Annotated in this window: 15 protein-coding genes; 5 read left to right on the top strand and 10 right to left on the bottom strand. The window is 58.6% G+C overall.

What is annotated here, in order from left to right; translation table 11 throughout:
- The first annotated feature begins 91 nt into the window (after positions 1–91).
- On the top strand, positions 92–727 hold the full coding sequence (locus ABIE59_RS09025) for a TetR/AcrR family transcriptional regulator (RefSeq protein WP_354446189.1): 636 nt from the start codon (positions 92–94) through the stop codon (positions 725–727).
- A gap of 9 nt (positions 728–736) precedes the next feature.
- Here the strand turns inward: ABIE59_RS09025 and astB are convergent, their stop codons facing one another.
- The 6 genes from astB to ABIE59_RS08995 form a co-directional block, all read right to left on the bottom strand.
- Positions 737–2,077 carry an N-succinylarginine dihydrolase gene (gene astB, locus ABIE59_RS09020; RefSeq protein ID WP_354446187.1) on the bottom strand — a complete coding sequence of 447 codons (1,341 nt, stop codon included), beginning with the start codon at positions 2,075–2,077 and terminating at the stop codon, positions 737–739.
- 13 nt (positions 2,078–2,090) lie between these two features.
- On the bottom strand, positions 2,091–3,566 hold the full coding sequence (gene astD / locus ABIE59_RS09015) for a succinylglutamate-semialdehyde dehydrogenase (RefSeq protein WP_286251852.1): 1,476 nt from the start codon (positions 3,564–3,566) through the stop codon (positions 2,091–2,093).
- A gap of 43 nt (positions 3,567–3,609) precedes the next feature.
- Entirely contained in the window at positions 3,610–4,743 is a 1,134-nt protein-coding gene (gene astA, locus ABIE59_RS09010) for an arginine N-succinyltransferase (protein WP_082888453.1), read from the bottom strand.
- A 27-nt stretch (positions 4,744–4,770) separates the two neighbouring features.
- On the bottom strand, positions 4,771–5,781 hold the full coding sequence (locus ABIE59_RS09005; protein ID WP_354446184.1) for an arginine N-succinyltransferase: 1,011 nt from the start codon (positions 5,779–5,781) through the stop codon (positions 4,771–4,773).
- A 250-nt stretch (positions 5,782–6,031) separates the two neighbouring features.
- The gene (locus ABIE59_RS09000; RefSeq protein WP_354446182.1) at positions 6,032–7,246 is read right to left on the bottom strand and encodes an aspartate aminotransferase family protein; all 1,215 of its coding nucleotides are present in this window, start codon (positions 7,244–7,246) and stop codon (positions 6,032–6,034) included.
- A gap of 59 nt (positions 7,247–7,305) precedes the next feature.
- Complete coding sequence (locus tag ABIE59_RS08995) at positions 7,306–8,739, bottom strand: exonuclease domain-containing protein (RefSeq protein ID WP_354446180.1); 1,434 nt, start codon at positions 8,737–8,739, stop codon at positions 7,306–7,308.
- Positions 8,740–8,919: 180 nt separating this feature from the next.
- On the opposite strand from ABIE59_RS08995, the gene ABIE59_RS08990 reads away from it, so the two are divergent.
- Positions 8,920–10,065: a porin gene (locus ABIE59_RS08990; protein WP_354446178.1), complete on the top strand. Its 1,146-nt coding sequence runs from the start codon at positions 8,920–8,922 to the stop codon at positions 10,063–10,065.
- Positions 10,066–10,483: 418 nt separating this feature from the next.
- On the opposite strand, the gene ABIE59_RS08985 is transcribed toward ABIE59_RS08990, so the two are convergent.
- Positions 10,484–11,734: an NADH:flavin oxidoreductase/NADH oxidase family protein gene (locus ABIE59_RS08985; RefSeq protein WP_354446176.1), complete on the bottom strand. Its 1,251-nt coding sequence runs from the start codon at positions 11,732–11,734 to the stop codon at positions 10,484–10,486.
- A 149-nt stretch (positions 11,735–11,883) separates the two neighbouring features.
- Entirely contained in the window at positions 11,884–13,065 is a 1,182-nt protein-coding gene (locus ABIE59_RS08980) for an acyl-CoA dehydrogenase (protein ID WP_354446174.1), read from the bottom strand.
- Positions 13,066–13,265: 200 nt separating this feature from the next.
- Between ABIE59_RS08980 and ABIE59_RS08975 the strand changes: the two genes are divergently transcribed.
- Genes ABIE59_RS08975 through ABIE59_RS08965 form a run of 3 tightly spaced genes read left to right on the top strand, consistent with a single transcriptional unit; the run spans position 13,266 to position 19,394 of the window.
- Positions 13,266–17,195: an ABC transporter permease gene (locus ABIE59_RS08975; protein WP_354446172.1), complete on the top strand. Its 3,930-nt coding sequence runs from the start codon at positions 13,266–13,268 to the stop codon at positions 17,193–17,195.
- Positions 17,192–18,289 (top strand): hypothetical protein, encoded by a 1,098-nt coding sequence (locus ABIE59_RS08970; RefSeq protein WP_354446170.1) that lies wholly within the window; start codon positions 17,192–17,194, stop codon positions 18,287–18,289. The genes ABIE59_RS08975 and ABIE59_RS08970 overlap by 4 nt, the downstream gene beginning before the upstream one ends.
- Positions 18,290–18,308: 19 nt before the next feature.
- Positions 18,309–19,394, top strand: coding sequence for a hypothetical protein (locus tag ABIE59_RS08965; protein WP_354446168.1), 1,086 nt, complete (start codon positions 18,309–18,311; stop codon positions 19,392–19,394).
- Between the two features lie 167 nt (positions 19,395–19,561).
- On the opposite strand, the gene aceF is transcribed toward ABIE59_RS08965, so the two are convergent.
- Together aceF and aceE are read right to left on the bottom strand one after the other, a co-directional pair.
- Positions 19,562–21,211 (bottom strand): dihydrolipoyllysine-residue acetyltransferase, encoded by a 1,650-nt coding sequence (aceF, locus tag ABIE59_RS08960; protein ID WP_354446166.1) that lies wholly within the window; start codon positions 21,209–21,211, stop codon positions 19,562–19,564.
- A 10-nt stretch (positions 21,212–21,221) separates the two neighbouring features.
- A complete protein-coding gene (gene aceE / locus ABIE59_RS08955; RefSeq protein ID WP_354446164.1) occupies positions 21,222–23,885 on the bottom strand; it encodes a pyruvate dehydrogenase (acetyl-transferring), homodimeric type in 2,664 nt (887 codons plus the stop codon).
- Between the last annotated feature and the right edge of the window lie 363 nt (positions 23,886–24,248).

Raw genomic sequence — 24,248 nt, 5'->3', positions numbered from 1 at the left:
ACATCATGTCATTCTTTGACAAATTGTCAATAATCGGTTTCCATTCACTTTCAGGTATCATGCAGCCATCGCACAGGAAGCCGGGAACACCATGAACGAACCCCTGAAGTCACGACGGGAACGGGAAAAACAGGCAAGGTACGACGCCATTCTGAATGCCGCCGAGCTGGTGTTCTCCGAGAAGGGTTATGAGCGCACCTCCATGGACGACATCGCGCGCACGGCAAGTCTGAGCCGGGCACTGCTGTACGTCTATTTCAAGGACAAAGCGGCCATTCAGCGCGGGATCATGCTGCGGGCCGGCCAAAGCCTGGTGACACGTTTCGAAAACGCGCTTGGTTCAGCCGAGACAGGTCTGGCGCAGATCCGCGCCATGGGGGAGGCTTACTATCGCTTTTACCTGGAAGAACCGGATTATTTCTCGGCGCTCACCAAGGCGTCTACCGCCATCGCCGATGCCGACGAAGAGCAGACCCGGGAAATGCTCTGCTCCAAGAACGAGCTGATGCAGTTGATGACGGCCGCTATTCACACCGGCCTGGAAGACGGCACCATGAGCCGGGAGCGCATCAGCTCACCGGCACAAACGGCTCTGTACCTGCGGGGCGCCCTGCACGGCGTGATCATGCTGTGCCAATCAGAAGCCACTCAGGCCGGCAGCTTTCCCGCCGATGCCCTGATTCGCCACACTATGAATATGCTGACCCGCTCCATCGCCAGCCAGTAGCGCCGCTCGCTACAACTGGAAATCGTAAATGGAACCCAGCCCCAGAATACCGGTGAGTTCATCCAGGGCCTTGCGGACTTCCTCCAGCAGCATCGGGTCTGCCAGGTCCTGTTGGTCGAGCTCACTCCGATAATGGGCGTTCACCCAGGTTACCAGGCGGTCGTAGAGTGCATCGGTCAGAATCACGCCCCGGTTGATGGCGTGTAGCTCCTCATCGTTCAACACCACCCGCAAACGCAGGCAGGCAGGCCCACCTCCGTTTCTCATGGACTGCTTCACATCGAACACTTCGACGCTGGTGATGGGGCCATCGCCTTTGACCAGCTGATCCAGGTAACGGCTTACCGATGGCACTTCCCGGCACTCACCGGGTACCGCCAGCAACATGCCGTCCGGGGTATTCAGCAGTTGGCTGTTGAACAGGTACGAGGCCACGGCATCTTCGATGGGTACCTCATTGGCAGACACCCGAACGGCCTCAAGCGCAGCCCCGGTCAGCCGGTCGTTCAGTTCCGCCAGCACCCGGCCTTCCTCCAGAAACGCCAGTTCGTGGTAGAACAGGCAGTTGCCGTTGCCCACCGCAATCACATCGTTGTGGAATACGCCGGCATCAATGGCGGCAGGGTTCTGCTGTGCAAACACCGCGTGGCGGTCGCTCAGCCCATGCAGCCGGGCGATGGCCCTGGAGGCTTCCAGGGTTTGCCGGGCCGGGTATTTGACCGGCGCCGGGGCCTGCTCGTTGAAGGCTATCTGGCCATACACAAACAGTTCCACACCGGGTTCACCATAACGGCTGCACAACCGGGTATGGTTGGCCGCGCCCTCATCCCCGAAGTGGCTAACCGAGGGCAAGGCCGGATGGTGGGCAAAGTAGCTTTCGTCCGTAAAAATGGCTTTCAGGGCGCGGCCGGTCACCCGGTGCTCGATGGACCGGTGAAACTTGGCGGAGAGATTCGCCGGAGTGAAATGTACCCGATGGTCTTTGGTATCGGCACTGGGGGACACCGTCGCCGCATTGGCGGTCCACATGGCAGATGCGGACGACACCGCGGCCAGAATGGAGGGGTCTGTACTCGCGGCCTGCTCCAGCACCTGCCGGTCATTACCGGTAAACCCGAGGGCGCGTAGTGTTGGCAGGTGTGGCCGCTCATGGGGCGGCAAGACGCCCTGAACGTAGCCCCGGTCAGCCAACTGCTTCATCTTGGCCAACCCTTGCAAGGCAGCTTCTCTGGGATTGGCCACCGAGTTCACGTTGGATTTCGACGCCACATTCCCCCAGGACAACCCTGCGTAGTTATGGGTGGGGCCCACCAGCCCGTCAAAATTCGCTTCAACCGCGTGTTTCACCATAGCAGGCTTCCTGTCAGTCAAATGTCAGGCCGGGCGCCAGGGTATCTGGCATTTCACTCTTGCCAGCCTCCAGCGAGGCCATGGGCCAGGCGCAGTAGTCCGCCGCGTAATAGGCACTGGCGCGATGGTTGCCGCTGGCGCCCACACCACCAAACGGTGCCGCGCTGCTGGCCCCGGTCAGCGGCCGGTTCCAGTTCACAATGCCCGCGCGCACCTCTTCCACCAGCCGGTTATACAGCTTGCGGTCGTCACTCAGAATGCCCGCCGACAACCCGAAACGGGTGTTGTTGGCCAGCTCCAGGGCATCGTCAAAACTCTTGTAGCGGTATACCGTCAGCAGCGGGCCAAAGAATTCCTGATCCTTCAGCTCCACCTCCGTGGCATCGACAATACCTGGTGACAACAAGCCTGTACCCGGCTTCAGCTGTTTCATCTCAAGCAGGGAACTGGCGCCTTTCTCCAGCATATCGGCCTGGGCCTGCAGCAGCATCTCAGCCGCCTGTGCAGAGATGACCGAGCCCATGAACGGCTGGGGCTCCGCATCAAAATCGCCCACCTGAATACGGGAGGCAACGTCTACAAGCCGGGCCAGGAACTCATCCCCTTTCTTGCCTTTGGGAACCAGCAGCCGGCGTGCACAGGTGCAGCGCTGGCCGGCCGACAAAAACGCAGACTGGATGGTGTGATGAACTGCACCGTCTACATCCGCCACGTTCTGCACAATCAGCGGGTTGTTTCCGCCCATTTCCAGCGCCAGGATTTTCTCTGGCTGGCCGCCAAACTGTTCGTGCAACAGATGACCAACATTGGAACTGCCGGTGAAGAACAGACCGTCGATCATCGGGTGGCGGGCCAGGCATATGCCGGTATCAGCGCCGCCCTGGACCAGGTTGATCACACCATCCGGCAGGCCCGCCTTTTCCCAGAAACGCACGGTCATTTCGGCAACGCCCGGTGTCAGCTCACTGGGCTTGAACACCACGGTGTTGCCCGCCAGCAGGGCCGGCACAATATGGCCGTTCGGCAAATGGCCAGGAAAGTTGTAAGGGCCGAACACCGCCACCACGCCATGGGGGCGATGCCGCAGTACCGCATGCCCGCCGGCTACATCCGACTCTGAGTGCCCGGTACGTTCGTTGTAAGCCCGGATGGAAATGGGCACCTTGCCGATCATGGCCGCCACCTCGGTGCGGGATTCCCACAGCGGCTTGCCGGTCTCCAGGCCAATCTGGTGGGCCAGGGCCTCTTTGTTGGCCTCCAGCTGCTGGGCAAACGCCTCCACCACCGCCTGGCGCTCGGCAAAACTCTTCCGCCGCCAGGGTGCAAATGCAGCCCGGGCCTCGCGAACGGCGGCGTCTACATCTTCCAGGTTAGCGCCGTTGCCGTCCCAGACAGTCTCACCCGTGACCGGCTGCAACGATTCAAATGGCTGCCCGTGGCCCTGAATCCACAGCCCGTCTATAAAAAGATTGCCTGACAGGTTTGCCATTGCTCCTCACCTCCAATTAGGGAATTTGTCATCGGCTTCGGCGCTAATCCTGACCATGCCGGTTACGATAATGGCGTACCCGGTCGAGAATTTTCTCGTCCTCACTTTCCTGGCCCTTCAGTGTATGAATGGGTGACAAAGCGCTTTCCTTCAAGGGCGCAAGACGAACCGGATCTCCGGACTCGATCAGCAGGGCATCCGCCACCTCGCGGGGAATACTCACGGTATCCGGCCCGATGCAGTCCATGGGCAGGGTGGTTACCCTGAAGTCCCGGAACGACCGGTTTGAAATCATCACGCGCTGTTCCGGTGGCACGTCCAGGTTCATGGGTTTATTGACCACCATGGCGTGGCGATTGATGGATTCCCGAACGGTTCGGATGTTGTTCACGAACGCCTCCACCGCCGGCCCGCCATCAAAAATATCCACCATGCCGTTAAAGTTGAAACCTTCTGCCTGCAACATTTTCAATGCCGGCCGGGTATTATCATGTACCATGCCAATCACCGCCCGCGCCTCTTCCGGCAGCATCGGCAGGTAGATCGGGTACTTGGGCATCAGCTCGGCAATAAAGGACTTGTTGCCAAGGCCAGAGAGCATGTCCGCCTGGCTGAATTCCATGTCAAAGAACTTGCTGCCAAGGGCATCCCAAAGCGGGCTGCGACCGTCTTTATCAGACACGCCACGCATCTCGGCAAAGACTTTTTCCGAGAAGTGCTTGCGAAAGTCATCGAGGAACATGAACCGGCAGCGGGATAACAACAAGCCATTGCCTCCTCCCTGATAACCTCCGGCCAGCAACAGCGAACAGATTTCGGTGGTGTCCGTCATATCGTTGGACAGGTGCAAGGTGGGTGTACGCACATGCACGCCCAGCTCCCGCGAGGCATTCACCGTAACGCTCAGCCGGTAATTGTAGAACACCTCTTCCAGGCCCACGCGGGCTTCAATGCCGCTGATGCCAACGGTTTTTCCGCTTTGGGTCTCTTCCAGGGCAAACAGGTACAGCCCGGCCTCCGGGGCACAGCGCTGGTTGAAGGATTCCCGGGTACGCTCGATCTTGCGTTGCAGCAGTTCCCGGTCTGCCGGCAGGGTGGTCAGCCCTTTGCCGGCGTTCTGGGCCATGCCATAAAGATCATCAAGATCGTTTTCCTGCAACGGGCGAATCAACAGCATGTTACGCCCTCCCCTGAGCTGGATTGATCATAATGGCGAGATCCTTACCCGGTCGCCGGCGCTCCGGCCCAATGCATGCCAGGTGCTGACCGGCACCTTTACGTCGTCCGCCAGGGTCTCAGACACCTGAGTCAGCAGGCAGCGGAAGTCTTGCCCTACTCCCGCTGAAATCAGGCAGGTTTCCCCATCCAGACCCTCACTGCCATGAAGCGTTTTCGGTTGGCTGGTCACAACGGTTTTCAGTGTGTCGGTTCGGGCTTCCAGCACCGGGCCGCCATCAAAGATATCCACGTAGCAGCCGGGCAGGAAACCTTCCCTTTGCAGCAGGTCGTAATTGGGTTTGGTCAGCGGGTGCGGCTCACCCAATGCCTCTTGCGCGGCTTCGCTGAGTAAGGTCACGTATATTGGGTTCGGGGGCATGAGTTCGGCAATGAAGGTTTTGCTGAGCTGGCCGGAGTGCTGGTCGGCGGTTTCGAAATCCATGTTAAAAAAGTGCCGGCCCAGGCTGTCCCAGAAGGGTACTTCGCCGCTTTCATGCTGTATGCCCTGGATTTCCACCACGGTGCGGTTGGTGAACCATTCCCGGTGGCTGGCGATGAACATCATGCGGGCGCGGGAAAGCAGCTCAAAGGCCGGGGTGTTTCGCAGTTCCGGTTTGAGGGTGAAGGCGCACAGCAGGGTGAGGTCAGTCAGGGCGTGGCTGGGGTAAAGCACTTCCACGCGCCGGGAGACGTTGAGTTCGTGGGAGGCGTGGATAAGGTAATCGCGGCGGTAGTTGTAGAACGGTTGGCCGTTGCCTGCCCGGGTGTCTATGCCAGCGGTGCCGGCGAGTTGGCCGGTGTCTGTGTCTTCCAGTACGAAGAGGAGGCGGCGTGGGGTGTCGGTTTTGTTGGCGAAGCTGGCCTGGGACTGTTCGAGTTTTTTGGTCAGGGCGGCTTGGGTATTGGGCAGGGTGGACGACAGCCGGCCGCTCTGGGCGTTGGTCAGGTCCAGAATCTGTTGCAGGTCATCCAGTTTGGCTGGTCTGACTCGCCACATGGCGTTTACTCCCCGGGTCTAACGGCGACTTTTGAGTTTGCCGGCCGGGGGGCGAGCTGTTCACTCCTTCCGGGAAACGCTACGAGCACCCGCTAACGCGGGTCCGGCCAGCAATCATAGATTGCTGTCGTTCGGCTGCGCATGAAGCTTCGCTTCATAAGCACTTGCCTCACCCATGTGCGCTTCGTTCCGGCCATCCATGGCCTCCAAGATTCCCGGAAGGAGTAAACAGCCCGCCCCCTGCTTTGGGTTATGCCGTCAGTTTTTTCACTGCCGCCTCAAACCGCTCCAGGGCTTCATCAATGTCCGATTCCGGAATGATCAACGAAGGCGCCAAACGAACCACGTTCGCACCGGCGACCAAAACCATCACGCCCTCATCCAGGCCAGCGTTGAGAAAGTCTTTGGCTTTGCCCTGCCACTTTTCGGTCAGCACACACCCCAAGAGTAGACCAGCACCGCGTACTTCGGAAAACACTCCGTAGCGTTCGCCGATGTCCATCATGCCTTTGCGCAGTTTTTCGGAGCGGGCTTTGACGCCTTTGAGGATTTCCGGCTGGCTGACGGTGTCGATTACTTTCTGGGCGACGGCGCAGGCCAGGGCGTTGCCGCCATAGGTGCTGCCGTGGGTGCCTACGCCGAGGCTTTTGGCGGCGTCAGCCGTGGTGAGCATGGCGGCTACCGGGAAGCCACCACCCAGGCCTTTGGCGCTGGTGAGGATGTCGGGCACGACGTTGTACATTTCGTAGGCGTAGAGGTGGCCGGTACGGCCGACGCCGCTTTGTACTTCGTCGAACACCAGCAGGGCGTTGTTGTCGTCGCAGAGCTGGCGCAGGCCTTTGAGGAATTCAGGGTCTGCGGGCATTACGCCGCCTTCGCCCTGGATGGGCTCAACCACGATGGCGCAGGTTTTTTCTTTGGAGACCAGCGCCTTTACCGAGTCCAGGTTATTGAATTCGGCGTGGTGGATGCCGCCGGGGGCCGGTTCGAAGCCTTCCAGGTATTTGGGTTGGCCACCCACGCTGACGGTGAACAGGGTGCGGCCGTGGAAGGAGTTGGTGAAGGAGATAATTTCGTTTTTCTCCGGGCCGTAGTGTTCCCAGGCGTAGCGACGGGCCAGTTTGAAGGCGGCTTCGTTGGCTTCGGCGCCGGAGTTGGCGAAGAATACTCGGTCGGCGAAGGTCTGGTCGCACAGGGTTTTGGCCAGGCGCAGGGCGGGCTCGTTGGTCATCACGTTAGACAGATGCCAGATTTTCTCGGCCTGTTCGTGCAACACGCCCACCAGGCCCGGATGGCAATGGCCAAGGCTGGTGACGGCAATGCCGCCCTGAAGGTCCACAAACTCTCGCCCTTCCTGGTCCCACACGCGGGAGCCCTCGCCTCGTACCGGGATGATATTACCGGGGGCGTAGTTGGGCACCATTACTTCATCAAACAGTTCGCGGGAGACAGGTTCTCTGTTCATGGATCTCTCTCAGTGACTCATTGCAAAGTGACAGGGTGAATGCCCCCATAATACGCCACTCACGGCATAAGAACAGCCGGTTGCGTCACAGGTGGTAGTTCGATGATTCGATACGGCTTTTTGTCACGGCCCAGCAGGGCTTTGACCAGCAGTTTGTAGGAGTCGAGATCGAAGGTGACGGGGTCAGACCCCGGTTCAAAGTTGTTCAGTTCCTCCTCGCTGCGCAGGGTGGCGATGTGCACCCAGTTGTAGACAACCAGAATGTCGGTGCGGTCGGTGTCGCGGTTGTCTTCCACCAGGGCGACGGGCCCGGGCCAGGGCCAGGTTTTCAGGCGCAGACGGTGGAAGGCGATCTGCATTCTCAGGTTGTAACGGGTGCTGTCTTCTGCGCCCTCACAGGCGCCTTTGCATCGGCCCAGGCTGCGCTGGAAGCACGGGCCGGCACCGGCAGGTTCCAACCCGAGCAGTTTGCCGCACAGGTCGTTCTTGCCGGCAACCCCGCGAATGGCGCCCAGCGCATCGCGTTTGCTGCGGAACAGTCCGAAGTAATCGCCGAGTTGATTCGGAACCACCTTTCGTGCCAGTTCCGCCTGCAGGTAACCTTCTTCATTGGTTGTCAGTGCAATGCTGACCAGGTTCTTGGCGGCACGGGAGCGGCGGTTGTAGAGCGGGTTCAGGCTTTTGATCTGTTTCAGTTCCAGCAGCAGTGCGCCAAGCTCACCGGCGGTTTCAGTAAACTCCACCCAGCGCAGGCTTTCGGACATGCGCAATCCACGGGGAGACTGGTGATCACCGGCGAAATGCGACGCCACCCTCTGAGCAATGTTGGTGCTTTTGCCCACATACAACAGCACATCGTTGTCACCGTAGAAACGATAAACCCCCGGCCCCTGTGGCAACTCCGCGAATATCTCTGGCGGCACGTTAGACGGTGTGCTCTGGCGTTGCAGCAGTCGCTGGATAGCCTGGTTTACTATGTCGGTGCCGTGCTCTGCCAGCGTATGCTCGAAGAACGCCAGCATGGCGGACACGTCACCCATGGCCCGGTGGCGATCCACCTGCGGCAGGTTGTGGCGGTTGATCAGGGCATCCATATTATGGCGACTGTGTTCCGGATAGAGCGCCCGTGACAACCGAACCGTGCACAGAACGCGCGCACTGAACGCCCTATCCAGTTTGCGGAATTCAGATTTAATAAAGCCGTAATCGAAGCGGGCGTTATGGGCAACAAAGATGACGCCTTTCAGCTGTTGTTCCAGCTCATCAGCAATCTCCGAGAATAGCGGAGCGTCCGCCACCAGCTCGTTGCTGATACCGGTCAGACGCTCGATAAAACCGGAAATCCGCGTTTCCGGGTTCAGCAGGGTTTGCCATTCCCCCACCACCTCACCGGCCCGCCAGAACCGGATACCGATCTCGGTAATCCTGTCTCGCTGCGGATTGCCACCGGTGGTTTCGATATCAAGGAAAGCAAATGTTTCGTTACGGGTCATCGGCGGTCTCTTTTTCATCGCACAGTATACGACCATCAACCAACGCCAGATCCGCCACGACCGGCCCGATGTCGCTATAGACATTCGTCTAAATAACCACCAATTATGTTTGAATTGTCACAGATTCGTAACTACCTTGTTTTTGGGTCCAACAACAATAAACGTGTGGAGACAACAACGATGCAAAGCAATAAGTTAAGAATGGCAATCCGTGCAACGGCGGCAGTGGCTGTGTTTGGCGTAGCTGGCCAGGCAAGTGCTGTTAGTTTCAGTGCGGGTGATTACGACGTAAGCGTTTACGGTTACGCTCGTATGAATGCCAGCTACGACGTGGATAGCGATCAGGCACTGAGCACTCGCTCAGGCTCATTCGAAGACCTTGCCGGCAACGATAACGCACCTGACGGCCATTTCGGCGCGGATGCGGTTCAAAGCCGCCTCGGTTTCAAGACAGTATCACCGGAAGGTGTAAGCGTTACCGTTGAGGGCGACTTCCGCCCGGGTAACCTGCGCCTGCGCCACGCGTTTGGTGAATACAATGGCGTGTTGATGGGCCAGACCTGGTCTAACTTCAACAGCTTCGTCGGCAATACCTCAACTCTGGATTTTGACTCTCTGCCCGGTTTGGCAGGCCTGCAATTCCGCGTGGCCCAGGCTCGCTATACCACTGGTCCGCTGTCGTTCTCACTGGAGCAGCCGCAGAACAGCTTGATTGACCCTGCAGGTGACGACGCCGCCGATGATAAAAAAGACGGCATGCCGGCCATTACTGCACGCTTTGAGGAATCTCAGGGTGGTCTGTCCTACAGTGCTGCAGTGCTTGCCCATCAGGTCGGCTATGACACTGGTGCCATCGATGACGACGCATTTGGCTTCGCCACCTTCGTTGCCGCCAAGATGGCTCTGACCGACATGATCACCCTGCAAGGTACGCTGACCTATACCGACGGTGCCAACAGCTACCTGTACCGTTCTGGCGAAAACTTCGGTGCCGCCAGTGCCTACGTTGATGGAAGCGGCAGCGTTGAAACCCTCTCCGGCTACGGCGGCTCCATCGGTGCCGGCATCAACCTCGGCGGCGGTCGCAGCGTCAACATCGGCTACGGCTATGTTGAAGTTGACTGGGATGATGCGGTGAGTGATCTCGGTGCAGCAGCAGTTGCTGATCAAAGCGAAAGCAACCAGGCCATTATGGCCAACTACCAGTGGACACCGGTCAAAAACGTCATGATGGGCGTTGAGTACCAGTTCCTGAAGCGTGAAAACGTGGACGGTTCAGACGGCGATGCTAACCGCATCCTGTTCGCTGCGCAGTACAACTTCTAACCCTTCCTGTTAGAAGTTAACTCAGAATTACCCCGGCTTCGGCCGGGGTTTTTCGTTCCAGGTTGGTGCAGTTTGCACCGCCACGCATCACGGCCCTCACTCGCCCCGAATTGCGCGTCACACCAACCCCCGAAAACTCAACAAGTTAGCCGTTTCCGCTTCTTTGGCACGACTGATGCAAAGTTCTGATTGCAAAGCCGGCCTCCGCAACGCTGCCCGGCCTCTACTGTCGCAACCCCATGAGGTGACACCATGAAAATAGCCCAAGACCAGTCTGTTCTGTTCGAGCTTACCCAGCCTTCTGAAGCCATTGCCATGCAGGATCTGCACGACTATTTCGATTGGATGTTCTTTGCTAATTGATCAAACCAGCAGCAGGCCAGCGGTCAAGGCCCTGACCTGCTGCTGAGGAACTCTATTAGCCAGCCCGTAATCGGGTTCGCACACCCCGGGTGGTCATCACACCCAGCACTTCCATTAACGACAGAATCCCCCTGTCATGCTGTTTCGGTGCCTTGCCACGGGCAATGCGACCGATCTGCCGTGTGTACCAGCTCACTTCCATCAGGGCCATATCGTCGATGAGGCGGATACCGGTTTTAATGGGTTTCACGGCGCTGGTGACCTGATTGCCGGCCATAATCCGATTCGGCAGATCCGGCTCAACCACTAACGGCCGGGCCAGGCCCACCAGGTCCGTAGCGCCGGAGGCGATGGCCTGGGCCATGCCGGTTTCGGTACGGAAGCCACCGGTTACCATCAGCGGTACGTCGGTCAGCTCACGCACTTTCTCTGCGAATTCCAGGAAGTAAGCCTCTCGCGCCAGGGTACTGGCTTTTACCTCGCCGTCTTCCGCACCCTTGGCCATGGCCGGGTTCTCGTAGTTGCCGCCGGAGATTTCTACCAGGTCAATCCCCTCGGCGACCAGCGCCTTGATGACCGCCAGCGATTCATCCTCGGTAAAACCGCCGCGCTGGAAGTCTGCGGAGTTCAGTTTGATGCCGATATTGAAATCGTCACCACAGGCTTTGCGGATAGCCCGGTATACCGCCAGCACAAAGCGCCGACGTTTCTCGGCGGAGCCACCCCACTCGTCTGTGCGCTGGTTATGATGGGGTGACAGGAACTGGCTCACCAGGTAGCCGTGGGCGCCGTGAATCTGCACACCGTCGAAACCGGCCTTTTGGGCAACGGCAGCGGCGCTGGCAAAGCGCTGGATGATGTCTTCAATTTCCGGGCCGGTCAGAGCCCGGGGTGTGGCGAACATGCTGCGGAGTTCTTTTTTGAACGGAATCGCACTGGGCGAGACCGGGTCTTTGTTCAGCATTTTGGGGCTTTGCTTGCCGGGATGGTTCAACTGCATCCAGATCTGTTTGCCTCCCTGCTGACCGGCCCTGGCCCAGTCGGTCAGAAGCTCGAGATCGGTTTCATCCTCGATAACCACGTTCTGTGGCTCTCCTATGTGTCGGCGGTCGATCATCACGTTACCCGTGATCGAAAGCCCAGTACCGCCCTCTGCCCACGCACGATACAGGGTTGCCAGCTCTTTGGTGGGGTGGTTATCAATGGTGCCCAGGGTCTCGCTCATGGCGGACTTGGCAAAGCGGTTGGGGATGACAGAGCCGTTTCGCAGTTTAAGCGGGGTGGAGAGCAGTTTTGCCGGGGTCATGGGAGCCTCATGTCATTGTTCTGGATGTTCATGGGGCTGATAGTGGATGGCTCCCACCAGACAGACATTGGCCGAGGAGACAGCCTTTCAGCGGAATCGCGGGACCATGCCTTACCGGCAATGGCCCCGCGTGTGGTGTTCTAACGCGCTCAGAAAAAGGCCTGGATGCCAGTCTGGGCCCGGCCCAAAATCAACGCGTGGACATCGTGGGTGCCCTCGTAGGTGTTCACCACTTCCAGGTTCACTAAGTGGCGAGCGACACCAAACTCGTCGCTGATGCCGTTGCCACCGAGCATGTCGCGAGCCAGCCGCGCCACGTCCAGCGCCTTGCCGCAGGAGTTGCGCTTCATGATGGAGGTTATTTCCACTGCGGCGGTGCCTTCGTCTTTCATCCGGCCCAGGCGCAGGCTGCCCTGCAGGGCCAGGGTGATGTCCGTTTGCATGTCCGCCAGCTTTTTCTGGATCAGCTGGTTGGCCGCCAGGGGCCGGCCAAACTGTTGGCGGTCCAGCACATACCGGCGGGCAGTATGCCAGCAGTCTTCCGCCGCACCCAGGGCACCCCAGGCAATGCCATAGCGGGCGGAATCCAGGCAAGTGAACGGGCCTTTCAGGCCGCGCACATCGGGGAAGGCGTTTTCTTCCGGCACGAAGACGTTATCCATCACGATTTCACCGGTGATGGACGCCCGCAGGCCCACCTTGCCATGAATGACCGGGGCGCTCAGGCCCTGCCAGCCCTTCTCCAGTACAAAGCCCCGAATCTTGTCGCCATCGTCCTTGGCCCAGACCACAAACACATCCGCAATGGGGCTGTTGGTGATCCACATCTTGCTGCCAGTCAGACGGTAGCCGCCGTCCACTTTTCGGGCACGGGTCATCATGGCACCGGGGTCTGAACCATGGTCCGGCTCGGTGAGGCCGAAGCAGCCAATCCATTCACCGGAGGCCAGCCTGGGCAGGTACTTCTGGCGGGTTGCTTCGTTGCCAAACTCGTAGATGGGCACCATCACCAGGGAGGATTGCACACTCATCATGGAACGATAGCCGGAATCCACACGCTCGATCTCACGGGCAATCAGGCCATAGCTAACATAATTGAGACCACTGCCGCCATATTGCTCCGGCAGAGTAGCGCCCAGCAGGCCGTTCTCGCCCATTTCGCGAAAGATAGCAGGATCGGTGTGTTCGTTACGGAAGGCCTCCACCACACGGGGGCGGAGTTTCTTTTCAGCAAACTGCCGGGCGCTGTCGCGCACCATGCGTTCGTTTTCGGAGAGCTGCTGATCCAGCAGCAGGGGGTCTTCCCAGTTGAAGCTTGGTTTGTTGGCCATGGGTCTTACCACTTTGATGGTGTTGTTACGCCCACTATCGCCTTAGCCCGGCCCGGTTTCAAGCTGCCGGAGGGCCCGCAACACATCACAAATTCCGGAACCGACGGGCGCAGCAATGTGACATCATCATCTGGGCCAGATAAAATTTCGAACCATTGAAGCAAGAAGCTTCTCTCAGCCATTGATAAGGAACGTCAACCATGAGCAATCTGGCCCATAGCCGCCTTTCCGACGGCCCTCCCTGCACCTTCTGTGATTTCATCGTTGCTGTGCTTGGCAACAACCACAGCCAGGGGCAACGCCCGGTGGTTTTTCAGACCGCAGAAGCCCCCTTCCCCGGGCTTGAACGGCGCCTGCCGGATGGTATCCAGAAAAGTTATCTGCGCGAGGTCAGCAATGCGGAATCCGCCCTGCACATCTGGCCCTGGCGCAACCAGCCTGCCAGCCGGGCGGTCCTGGAAGTGGATGCAGAATCCGGCGCGCCGATTCACCTCCCGCTCACGGATGCTCCGGCGCCCGAAAGCATCCATTCTGAAACTACCGCCAATATCCTGATGCCAACCGTGCCCATGGCCTGGGTGCGGGGAATGAATCACGAAGGCAAGCACCTGACCTGGCCCGCTCTCGCCCGCCCCGGGTTCCTTTATCTATTCCGGAACGGCACACTCTGGCGAGAGCTGCAAATCGCCTGGGAAGGCAACCGGCCGCAATTCCGCGACGTAAGGCTGGCGGACCACCGCACCGAAGACGGCCAATTTACCGAAGGCCGTCGCCCCGCCGTGGGCAAACCGCTGACAGATGTCTGGGTACCCATTCGCCTTGATGGCCAGGACCAATCCCTTGAAGCTGCTTTCAGTGAATCTCCGCTCTCCGCCGCAAGGCTGAATTGCCTGCAGAGCGATTCCGGGCTTCGACATTACCGGTGCAGCCAGTTCCGTGACCTGTACCCGGCAGATCAACCCCAGATGGGCTTCGCCCGCTGGCCAGATGCCGCCAAACGAACGGTGTTCAGGTTAGATAAAGTCGAAGCACAGAGACCCAGGGCGCCGGCCAAAGAATGGCAGTTTGAGCGGCCATGGGAATACCTGGCCGATACCACCGGCACCTACGCCGGGAAAGCCCTGGATATGGCTGCCAGTCTTTATGAAGAATGGAATGCCGGTGAGCGCACAGAGCCGTTATCACCCTTTGAACACCCTGAGCCGGCCGCGCTCGGCATTGCGATTCAAAAAGACCTGGACCGGTCCAGTGAAACCCCACCGGAACGGCCATTCAGCTACGATGAATGGCGAACCAGCGATTGCCAGACAGACGCCCTTGAAGATCTAAGAAACCGGGGCGTGTGCGGCCTGCGAGTTGAAGATCATTTTTACGAGATGCGGCACCAGCAGGCACGCATCAACACCGCACGTCATCTGTTGAACCTGTGTGCCGAAAAAGCCCGCAAGAATCCGCAGCTGGAAAACGCACTCCTGGTAAACCAGGTCATCCTGCCGGGCCGGATTGGTCGCCAGAAGAACCCCCTATTCAAATACAGCCTGGCCTTGCCCTCCAGCGGCGGGCAAACGATTCGCCGGGTGCTGATGACCGAAGAGCGCACCCTGGGCCAACACTACCTGACACTGGCCCAGGCGGAACTGTTGCAATGCCTGAAACGCCAGCCCTATCAACAAGCCTTGGCTGACTTGTTCAGCGCCGAGGGTTTCGATTATGCAGGTGCTTTCCGCTGCGCTGGACACTTTATCAGCGACACCCTGGAACCCGCCTGCAAGCAAGACCCACTGGACCCGGAGCACAGCCAGCCCAGCCCGGACAGCGACGGGAAGGCCTGGGTAAGATCGCTTTGTACCGAACAGGCAGCCGCCAGTGCCTCGCGAGAGGAAGTCTCTCTCGCCCGCATGTTGTGGCCGCAAACCACACCAGACAGCCAAACCGAACCCTACCAGCCCCCGAAAACCCCTGAACCCAACGATGGCACGGGTGTATTCCGGGGCGCCGCACTCGCCGCCCTGGAAAAGCTGGATTTGCCGGAGGATTTGAGCGAAATACTGACGGTGGAAGGACTGCGTTTGGCGGATGACATTCAAAGCGGCGCACTAACCACCCTGATGCTCGCGGGCATGAACTCCGGTATGAAGGCGTTAGACAGCTCACACAGTGAACTGCACCAGTCCATCCGTTCCGCCATGGCCGCGCTGGAGAACAACGACCGACAACTCCAGAGCCTGACCGACGAACAAACCCGTCTGGCCCAGCGCCGCGCAGCCCTAAAGACAGAGCACGATGCGGCAAGCCAGGAATGGATAAAGCGCAACAGCGATGAAGCATTCAGGAAAGAACAGGCCGCCGCCAAAGCCCTCAAAGACTTTGACGAAGCCAGCGCGCGCCTGGAACAACAACAGGCAGAAACCCGGCAGGCCATCCAGCATCGCCTGATGGCCCAACGCATTGCCGCCATGGCGAACCCGATGGAAGGCATACGCCGGGCCATGCCTGAAATGCTGCCGGATTTGCGGCAAATGACATTGAGCGACGCCATTGCCCAGGGCAAATACGTGCTTGGCCTGGAAGATCTGGGGCCAGACGGCGCACGCTATAACCCGGAAACGCCCGCCGCAGGCAAGGCACTGGTTTGGGTACTGAGCCGGGACAAGCCCACCACCCAGGCTATCCAGGCACTCACCCGAGCCGAAAATAACCTGAGCCTGGCACGCCGGGCCCTGGCCGAAGCCAATGGCAACCACGACGAGCTCCGGGCGAAGCTGCAAGCAGCCCAAAGCCGGTACAATCAGGTGGTCGACGAATTGAAACAGACCGGCGGCCGGATTCGGGATATCAATGCCGATATTCGCAAGCTGGAGGGCGAAGCGAAAGCTCACCGGGTCGACCTTAACGCTGCCGAGCGAAGCAGGTTGCACCGGGTGCTGAATACACCGGCTTTGCCGTTGGTGGTATTGGCTATTGAGGGGGTTAATGTGGCGAATGCCCTAACTAACGAAGACCGGATTTCGAGGGAGCGTGGGCGCCTGAGAGCAATCTCAGGAACAATTAGCTCTTCATATGGTGCTGGATTAGCATTGATTCTGCTCTCAGAGCGGTTTGCTAATGAAGCCCTCAAAAGAAAAATATCCGCTGTTCTAAGTCACGAATTCGAACATCAGGCCGCTACAGCTATCGCAAAATTCTTCGGCGCAAAAGCGTTGACCGTAAAAATGCTGCTTGGTGGCATCGGAGGTCTCGCCCTTACAGGCGTCAGCTTGTCTGACACCATCTACGCCATAAACACTGGCGACCAGGCAGCTCTCGGTCACGGCGTCGTTACTGTGGGTGGCGTGGTGACAACACTCTCCGCGATGGTACCCGCCCAACTCACTCTACTTGGCATGGGACCTCTGGGGTGGGCCGGCCTATGCCTGATCCTTGGGGGTGCGGTACTTGTCGCACTCTATGAAGACGAACCTATAGAGAACTGGCTGAAGAACGGTCCTTTCGGCGAACATGACGGATTGCCTCATCTGAAAGGTGACAACAACGCCTTGGAAGCCTGGTACCGGCTAGTCTACCTGCTCTCTCAGGTGCAGGTATCAATATACCCGATTCCGGAAATCACCCGAGTAGCGCTGAAACGCCAGGGGCTGGACAATCATGATCTCGCCCAGGCAACACACCTCATACGGCTTCGGAGCAATCTGTCAGGCATGACCGGTTTCACGGAACAACAAATGACGTTCAAGCTTCAACTACTCAGCCACCGAGTTAAACAGGATAGCAACCACTCGGTTCCATTGGCCTCTCAGCCGGTTCCAGACACCGAAATGCACAGATACATTCTCCGGGAGGGCGCCACGCCGGATGGTTATGAGTACATCGTTAGGACACCCTCGCCCCATACGGAAACGACCAAGTTTCTTCGCATACCGCTCAGCACTCACAATGTGAGCTACTCCTGGCATCCAAAAGCCCAGGTTCGCCTGGAAACCGGCATCCGGGGACTCGCTTTTCCGGCACCGCCACCCAAGGATTCAACTATTTTCGACGTCAAAGATAATGAACATACGGAACCGGACTTCAGTAACAAAAAACAGCTTTTCTGGATCAATGAATTCAGCAGCCCGGGAGCAACGGGATGACAACGGATAAACCTGCATCAGGATACTACGGCCCGAAGGCCTATGATTCCGAACACATCCCCCAGCAAAAGCGCCCGGCACCGGGCGCTAATCCGGCACAGCCCTGGTTTAACCAAAAAGCGGACCAGAAATTGCCTTGGGGCCACACAGAGGATGTCGTGCCGCAGATCATTCGACGGCGAAATCGTCCCGAAATGCTCCGGAAGTTCGAGAAAAACCCACTGCCGTTCGGAGATCTGCAGACTCATCAGCGCATTGACCATGAATGCTATCGGCATGCGACAACGGCACTGAGGACCCGTATTCTTCTGTTTTTCAATGCCCTCGGTAACCCTTTCGTCATCGCATTTATGATGCTGCCGGTAACAATTGGTTTTTTCTCCCACTGGAGACTCAGCCCACCAGACGAAACCTTTGGCCAGATGTTGATAGCTTTTATCCCAATTCTGGCGATTTTTGTAGGGCCCCTTATAGCCTGCAACCTCATCCCCACCGCCCTGTTCAAACTCTTCCCCCGGCAGCTTATCAAACCGGACAAGGGCCCGTTGTGGGAACTCAATCGCCGCACTGGCCTGGTGACCGTGTATCACTACGATAAAAAAGGCACCTGGGGCCAAACCGGCCAGCCGGAGGAAGAAACCGCGCCGTTTTACGAGTTCGATGCCTACACCTCCAACGAAATGATCCACGGCGGCGGGGTGGTGCACACCCTGTACCTGGCTCACCGGTATCGCAACATCCTGATCCCCATCGGCACCCTGATCGGCAAAACCAATCCCGAGGAGTGCTACGCCCTGTGGGACATGTTCCAGAACTTCATGGACACCAGCCGGCCACTGCCGGATATCCCCCTCTGGGAAGAACATCGCCCCAACGATCCGGTCACCGCCGAACACGACCGACGAACCAACCGACCGCCCCGTTACTGGCGGGACATGGATAACGATACCTGGAAACAGAAAAACGACGAGATGGCGCTTCAGGTGCTGCGACTGGGCACCCCAGGGCGGCTGGATATTATGCGGAATAGTTGGGCCTACTCACCGAGGCCCAGGCCCCGGAAGCCCGTTGCCTCACGGCGGGCCACTGAGTGAACGTATTGGGAGCTGCGGTATGACAACCGATAAAGCTGCATCGGGATATTACGGCCCGAAAGCTTACGATTCCGAACACCTCCCCCAACAAAAGCGCCCGGCTCCGGGAGCCAACCCGGAGCAGCCCTGGTTCAACCGAAAAGCCGACCGGAAACTTCCCTGGGGGCACACAGAGGATGTGGCCCCCCAGTCTTACCGGACAGATTATTCCCCAGCGACACTCAGACGTTTCGAGAAGGAACCGAATAATTTCGCCAACATTGATTTCCATCAGCGTATTGACCACGAGCGCTATCGCCATGCCACAGCCGCCCTGAGAACCCGCATCCTCCTGTTTTTCAATGCCTTCGGCAATCCTGTCGTCATCGCCTTTATGATGTTCCCACTAGCCTTAGGGTTCGCAGGCCATCTCCATATTCGGCCGAAGAGTGAGCCGTTCGGGACGACACTTCTCGCATTTCTCCCCATACTAGCAACGTTCTTAGGTCCCTTAATCGCCTGCAACCTCATCCCCACTGCCCTGTTCAAACTCTTCCCCCGGCAGCTCATCAAGCCTGACAAGGGCCCACTATGGGAACTCAATCGCCGCACGGGCCTGGTAACGGTGTATCACTACGACAAAAAAGGCACCTGGGGCAAAACCGGCCAGCCGGAAGAAGAAACCGCGCCGTTCTACGAGTTCGATGCCTACACCTCCAACGAACTGATCCACGGCGGCGGGGTGGTGCACACCCTGTACCTGGCTCACCGGTACCGCAACATCCTGATCCCCATCGGCACCCTGATCGGCAAAACCAACCCCGAGGAATGCTACGCCCTGTGGGACATGTTCCAGAACTTTATGGACACCAGCCGGCCGCTGCCGGACATTCCTCTCTGGGAAGAACACCGCCCCAACGACCCGGTCACCGCCGAACACGACCGGCGAACAAACCGACCGCCCCGTTACTGGCGGGATATGGATAACGATACCTGGAAACAAAAGAACGACGAGATGGCGCTTCAGGTGCTGCGGCTTAACACCCCGGGGCGGCTGGATATTATGCGGAATAGTTGGGCGTATTCACCAAGGACACGCCGGCAGCGTACGGCTTCAGCAGAGTAGATACCTTACGCCAGCCACAAACGGCGGCCCGACCAGGGCATCCGGTGGAGGCCGAAGGCAGGAACGAATCTGATGCAGCAAGTTGATATAGGTTTGGCCAGGCTCAACGCAAAGACGAGAAAGCCGCCCCGCCACTAAGAAGCTACGGAGCGGCCCTCAATTCAGGACTACAGCAGCAAGGTCCGAATATCCCCCAGCAGCTGCGCCAGCAGGTTGGTAAACCGGGCTGCATCCGCCCCGTTCACCGCCCGGTGGTCATAAGACAGCGACAGCGGCAGCATCAGCCGCGGCTGGAATGCCTTACCGTCCCACACCGGTTTCATGGAGGCCTTGGAGACACCCAGAATCGCCACTTCGGGCGTGTTCACGATGGGTGTGAACGCGGTGCCGCCAATGCCACCCAGGCTGGTGATGGTAAAGCAGGCGCCCTGCATTTCTGCCGGCTTGAGCTGCTTGTCCCTCGCCTTCTGGGCCAGTTCGGCGCTCTCGGCGGCCAGTTCCCACAGGCCTTTCTGGTCAACATCCCGGATCACCGGCACCATCAGGCCGTGGGGTGTATCCACCGCAATGCCGATATGGATGTACTTCTTGCGCACCACCTCCTTGCGCTCCATGTCCAGGGACACGTTGAACTGAGGCAGTTCCGCCAACGCGGCGGCGCAGGCCTTGAGCAGGAACGGCAGCGGGGTCATCTTCACACCACGCTTTTCGCCAGCCGCTTTCTGAGCCTTGCGGAAGTCTTCCATCTCGGTGATGTCGGCATCGTCGAACTGGGTTACGTGGGGTACGTTCAACCAGCTGCGCTGCATGTTGGTGGCGGTAGCCGCCATCATGCGGGACATGCCCTCGCGCTCCACTTCACCAAACTGGCTGAAGTCCGGCAGTTTCACGCCCGGAATGCCGGAACCTGTCGCCACACCCGTGCCCTGCTGGGCCTGCTGCAACTGGCTCTTCACATAGGCATGCACGTCGTCTTTCAGGATGCGGCTTTTCGGGCCGGACCCTTTCACCCGTGTGAGATCGGCACCCAGCTCCCGGGCCAGTTTGCGCACGGCGGGGCCGGCATGCACCTTGGTGCCCGGCGCCGGTGGCTCGTAGGTAGAACCCTGGGGCTGGGGCGCGGCTTCCTGCTTGTCTGCCTTTGCTTCAGGTTTAGCCTCCTGGCTTTCGGCCTTGGGGCTTTCACCGGAGTCTGACGATTCTTCCTCGTCGCCACCATCCTCTTCGATGGTCATCTCCAGCAAGTCCACGCCTTCGGAAAGCTTGTCGCCCTCCTTCACCAGAATCTTGCCAATCTTGCCGGCGTAGGGCGACGGAATTTCCATGGTGGCTTTGTCGGACTCCACGGTGACCAGCGGATCATCCTCGCCGACGGTATCGCCTTCCGCCACGTTGATTTCAATCACCGGCACGTCGTCAAAACCATCCAGCGACGGAACCTTCACCACTTCGGTGCGGGTGCCGCCGGATTTTTTCTTGGGCGCCGGTTTGCTGTCTTCGGACTTGGCCTCAGTTTTACTTTCTGCTTTCGGCTCGGGCTCGTCGGCTTTATCGCTGCCTTCTTCATTGGAGCCGCCGGCACCACCTTCCATGATGCCGATCACATCGCCTTCCTTGACCTTGTCACCCACTTTCACCGTGATTTTGGTGATCTTGCCGGCGGCGGGCGCCGGCAGTTCCACGGAGGCTTTGTCGGATTCTACGGTCAGAATCGGATCTTCTTCTTCAACAGAGTCCCCTGCACTGACGATGATTTCGATGACCTCGACTTCATCAGCACCGCCGAGATCGGGAACCTTGATTTCCTGTTCACTCATGGCGGTCTCCTTAGCTCAGCACCGGGTTCGTTTTGTTGCGATCGATTCCGTACTTGCGCATGGCTTCGAGAACCTGTTCAAGCTTGATCTCACCATCTTTGGCCAGGGCTGACAGGGCGGTGACGGTGATGTAGTAGCGGTCCACCTCAAAGAAGCTACGCAGCTTCTCGCGGGTATCGCTGCGGCCGAAACCGTCTGTGCCCAAAGTCATAAAGGTTTTCGGGATAAAGGCCCGCAACTGCTCGGAGTGCAGCTTGATGTAGTCGGTGGCAGACACCACCGGCCCCTGGGCCTTCTCCAGGCACTGGGTAACGTAAGCCTGGCGCGGCTTGTCGTCCGGGTGCAGGTGATTCCAGCGCTCCACGTGCTGACCATCGCGGGCGAGTTCGTTAAAGCTGGTCACGCTCCACACGTCGGAGGCTACGCCCCAGTCGTCTTTTAGCATCTGGGCGGCTTCGCGCACTTCGTTCATGATCGCGCCGGCACCCAGCAGCTGAACCCTCGGGCTCTTCTTGCGGCCCTTGGTTTCCACCGATTCATACTTGTACATGCCTTTGATAATGCCGTCTTTGCAGTCTTTCGGCATGGCAGGCTGTTCGTAGTTTTCGTTTTCGATGGTCAGGTAGTAGAAAACGTTCTTGTTGTCTTCGAACATCTCCTTCATACCGTGGCGAATCACCACGGCCATTTCGTAACCGTAGGCTGGGTCATAGGCCTTGCAGTTTGGAATGGTGTTGGCCAGTACGTGGCTGTGGCCATCCTGGTGCTGCAAGCCTTCACCGTTGAGGGTGGTGCGGCCGGCGGTGCCGCCAATCAGGAAACCACGGGCCTGCATGTCGCCGGAAGCCCAGGCCAGGTCGCCCACACGCTGAAAGCCGAACATGGAATAAAACACATAGAACGGAATCAACGGGTAGCTGTTGGTGCTGTAGGACGTGGCAGCCGCCATCCAGGTAGCCATGGCACCGGCTTCGTTGATGCCCTCCTGCATGATCTGGCCTTTCTTGTCTTCCCGGTAGTACATGATCTGGTCACGATCCTGGGGCACATACTTCTGGCCTTCGGAGGTGTAGATACCGAGTTGACGGAACATGCCTTCCATACCAAAGGTACGGGCTTCGTCCGGCACGATGGGCACCACGCGTTTGCCGATGCGCTTATCTTTCACCAGCGCGCTCAGAATGCGCACAAACGCCATGGTGGTGGAAATGGCACGGCCATCAGAGCCTTCCAGTACCTGTTTGAAAATATCCAGGTCCGGAATCTGCAGCGGCTGGCAGTCCTTGTTGCGCTTCGGATAGAAGCCGCCGAGATCCTGCCGGCGCTTTTTCATGTAAACCAGTTCCGGGCTGTCTGGCGCCGGGCGGTAGTAGGGCACCTCTTCCAGCTCGTCGTCTTTCAGGGGCACGCCGAAACGGTCCCGGAATTCCTTCAGGGTATCGATATCCAGCTTCTTCAGGGAGTGGGCGGTGTTCTGGGCTTCGCCCGCCGCGCCAAAACCGTAGCCTTTGATGGTGTGGGCCAGAATCACCGTCGGTTTGCCGTTGGCCTGGTTCACCGCCTTGTGGTAAGCCGCATAAACCTTATACGGGTCATGACCGCCCCGGTTGAGCTTGCTGATTTCCTCATCGGACATGTTCTCAACCAGCTTGGCCAGCTCAGGATTGCGACCGAAGAATTCCTTGCGGGTGTAGGCCGGGCCCTTGAAGCTGAAGTTCTGCAGATCACCATCGCAGATTTCATCCATCGCCCGCTGCATGGCGCCATCGTCGTCATTGGCGTAGAGCGGGTCCCAATGACGACCCCAGACGACTTTGATCACGTTCCAGCCGGCACCACGGAACACGCCCTCGAGTTCCTGAATAATCTTGCCGTTACCACGCACCGGGCCATCAAGACGTTGAAGGTTACAGTTAACCACGAAGATCAGGTTATCCAGGTTCTCGCGGCCCGCCTTGGAAATGGAGCCAAGGGTTTCCGGCTCATCGCACTCGCCGTCACCGATGAACGCCCACACTTTACGGTTGTCCATATCGGTCAGCTCACGGCTGTGCAGGTACTTCATGACGTGGGCCTGGTAGATGGCCTGAATCGGCCCCAGGCCCATTGAAACCGTGGGGAACTGCCAGTAGTCCGGCATCAACCACGGATGTGGATAGGAAGACAGGCCTTCGCCGTCTACCTCTTCCCGGTACTTGTCGAGCTGTTCCTCGCTGAAGCGGCCTTCCAGGAAGGAGCGCGCATAGATACCCGGCGCGGCGTGGCCCTGGAAGTACACCAGGTCAGATTCCCGCTTGTCGTCGCCACCGTGGAAGAAATAGTTGAAGCCCACGTCATACAATGTGGCGGCAGAAGAGAAGGTGGAAATATGGCCGCCCAGGTCACCCGGGCGTTTGTTGGCCCGCACCACCATGGCCATGGCGTTCCAGCGGATCAGCGAGCGAATGCGCCGCTCCATAAACAGGTCGCCGGGCATCTGCGCCTGCTTGGCAACCGGAATGCTGTTGCGGAATGGCGTGGTGATGGAATACGGCAGCGCGGTGCCATCGCGGCTGGCGCGCTCAGACAGGCGCTCCAGAATGTATTTGGCACGATCAACGCCTTCGTTCTCGATCAGAGATTCCAGCGCATCAAGCCATTCACTGGTTTCAATGGGATCATCATCCTGGTACATCAAACCCTCCCCTTGGACTCAAAAGGTGCCTCGTGGGCCACGATCAGCAGCCTGTCACGGTGCAAACTTGAAATGCTGCGATAACCTGCAGTTTTATTGTGGATACATCAGCTTGCGAGAAATGCTTAATAGCGCGTTTGACCTCTCTCAAGCATAGAACAGCTTTCACATTTTTCCTGCCGCGCGGGCCGGCTGCGGGCGGAGCTTTTGGCCCCGGCTTTCCCGCCCCCGGTTGTACTGGGCGCGCCGCACGTCAAAACTTTCGTACTTTTACTACAAAATGAGCCAGAAAAACAAACAAACAGCCGTTTGAAATGCCAAACGACGGCTTTATTTAGATTAGTTACGCAATAATGTCCGGTT

The organism is Marinobacter sp. MBR-99, from assembly GCF_040547575.1.
Lineage (GTDB): Bacteria > Pseudomonadota > Gammaproteobacteria > Pseudomonadales > Oleiphilaceae > Marinobacter.
This window is presented reverse-complemented; position numbering and strand designations above follow the sequence as displayed.